This window comes from Leptolyngbya sp. FACHB-36 (genome assembly GCF_014695955.1).
In the GTDB taxonomy this organism is placed as follows: domain Bacteria; phylum Cyanobacteriota; class Cyanobacteriia; order Leptolyngbyales; family Leptolyngbyaceae; genus FACHB-36.
Genome location: NZ_JACJPG010000174.1, coordinates 1 through 2,074, shown reverse-complemented (window position 1 = coordinate 2,074; position 2,074 = coordinate 1). Strand labels below are relative to the sequence as shown.

The window sequence follows — 2,074 nt, the reverse complement described above, 5'->3', positions numbered from 1 at the left end:
ACCACGGCGACGCTAAATCAACTTCAGTCGATCGCGCCTGCTTCCCGGTTTGAGACGCGCCGATTTCGTCCAAACTTGGTGATTCAGCCTGCAAACGGAGCAACGGGATTTGTGGAGAACGAGTGGGTCGGGAGAACGCTGGCGATCGGCGATGAAGTCCGCCTCAAAATCGATACGCTCTGTCCTCGCTGCGTCATGACAACGCTGGCACAGAGCGAACTGCCAAACGATTTGGAGATTCTGCGAACGGCAATGCAGCACAACGGCGGCAACATTGGCGTCTATGCCAGCGTGGTGCAAGATGGCACAATCCGACGCGGCGATGCCGTGACGTTAGCGTAGCTGGCTTGTCTATCAGTCTCGCAGTAGTCGAGTCAAGCATCCGCTCTGGGTGGGATGGGGTCCGTGCAGGCTAACGGTCCTACCCCACCAGAATGCAGATCAATCATCCCAACCAGCCTTTTAACCGATCGGCAATCTGAGGACGACGCAGTTTGCGCATCGCTTTGCTCTGGATCTGGCGCACCCGTTCGCGGGACAAGTTAAACAACCCGCCCACTTCCTCTAGCGTGCAAGGCTTGCTGGAGGTGAGACCATAGCGCAGAGAGATTACGTCTTTCTCACGCTGCGTTAGCACATCGCCCAGCACCTCCCACATCTCCTGCCGCAGCATGGTTTCGCTCATTTGCGACTCCGGCGACTGAGTATCGTTGTCCTCCAGCAGATCCATCAGTTCCGTGTCCTCGCCTTTCCCGACGCGGTGGTTCAGCGACAGAGACTTGCGCCGCACCTGCTGCAAGTTTTGCAGCTGCTCGGTCGTTACCTCTAGCGCGGCTGCCAGTTCGGTTTCAGTAGGATTGCGGTTTAGCTCTTTGCGCAAGTCGCGGTGGGCTTTCTTAAGCTTGTTCAGCTTCTCAACGATGTGGATCGGTAGACGAATCGTGCGGGCGTCGTTGGCGATCGTTCGCGTAATCCCCTGACGAATCCACCAGTACGCATAGGTCGAGAACTTGTAGCCCTTATCCGGGTCGAACTTTTCTGTAGCGCGGTTCAAGCCCAGTGCGCCCTCTTGAATCAGATCCAGGAACGGTACACCCCGATTCAGGTATCGCTTGGCGATCGACACAACCAGCCGCAGGTTCGAGCGAATCATTTTGCGCTTGGCAACGCGACTGCGGTAGAGCTTATGCTCTAGCTGACGCTCGGTCAGATCTAGTGCAGCAGCAATCTCCGCTCTTGTAGGGGTGCGTGCCAGCTCCTGCCGCAGCCGCGACTGGAGTTCGTCAATCTCGACCAAATAGCGAATGCGACGCGCTAGCTCGACTTCCTCATTCGGCTTCAGCAGCGGATACCGCGCCATCTCCTTGAAGAATGCGCCAACCGCATCGTCTGAAATTGTCTTACTGTAGCCAGACGGACGGGCAGTTGCAATTGAATCCACCTCGCCTTCGTCGCTGGGTTCGTCTTGCTGAAACAGTTCCGCGTCAACCGCCTCAAGATCGCTCAGATCTGGCTCCTCTAGCTCGATCCCAGATTCCACAGGCAAATCACCATCTGCCACAAGCCCGATCGCTGCGATCGGGTCTAAATCTGCTGCCTCCGGGACCGCATCAAACTCTGGAGACACGTCTAGGGTTTCAGTCCGGTTGATCTCTTGATACATATAAATACACTGAATTTCAAAAGGTCTATCTACGTGAGTTCGACGGGCGGAATTAAATCAGTGAAAGTCTGTGCAAGACACTCGATTGCTGATGAGCAGGTGTTGTGGACGTGATGTAGTGAGCGATCAAACGCAGACCCAGCGAAACGAGTTCAACCGTTATAGATAAAACTGCTCGTTCGACTACAGAGCTGGAGACACCAACGCCTCGAGCCTGCGGATGGTTACGTCAGTGGCTCTAGTAAGACATTCACGCTTCAACAATCGGTGATTGCAGAACCTGGATTGCTCTGCTATAACAGGCTCTCATACGTCGCCGAATTCTTCTCTCTATCGGTGGTGAGAAACCCCCTCTGCCAGAAGGCTAGAGTGGGAATAGATCCTAGCGGAGCTTCATTCAGCCATGTCCAT

General features: G+C 55.0%; 2 protein-coding genes. One reads left to right on the top strand and one right to left on the bottom strand.

All coding sequences use genetic code 11. The features are described 5' to 3' along the window. On the top strand, positions 1-342 hold a 342-nt coding region (locus H6F43_RS02765; protein WP_190340475.1), incomplete at its 5' end, for an MOSC domain-containing protein. 103 nt (positions 343-445) lie between these two features. Here the strand turns inward: H6F43_RS02765 and H6F43_RS02760 are convergent. Then, positions 446-1,663 carry an RNA polymerase sigma factor, RpoD/SigA family gene (locus tag H6F43_RS02760; RefSeq protein ID WP_190340474.1) on the bottom strand — a complete coding sequence of 406 codons (1,218 nt, stop codon included), beginning with the start codon at positions 1,661-1,663 and terminating at the stop codon, positions 446-448. Positions 1,664-2,074 lie beyond the last annotated feature (411 nt).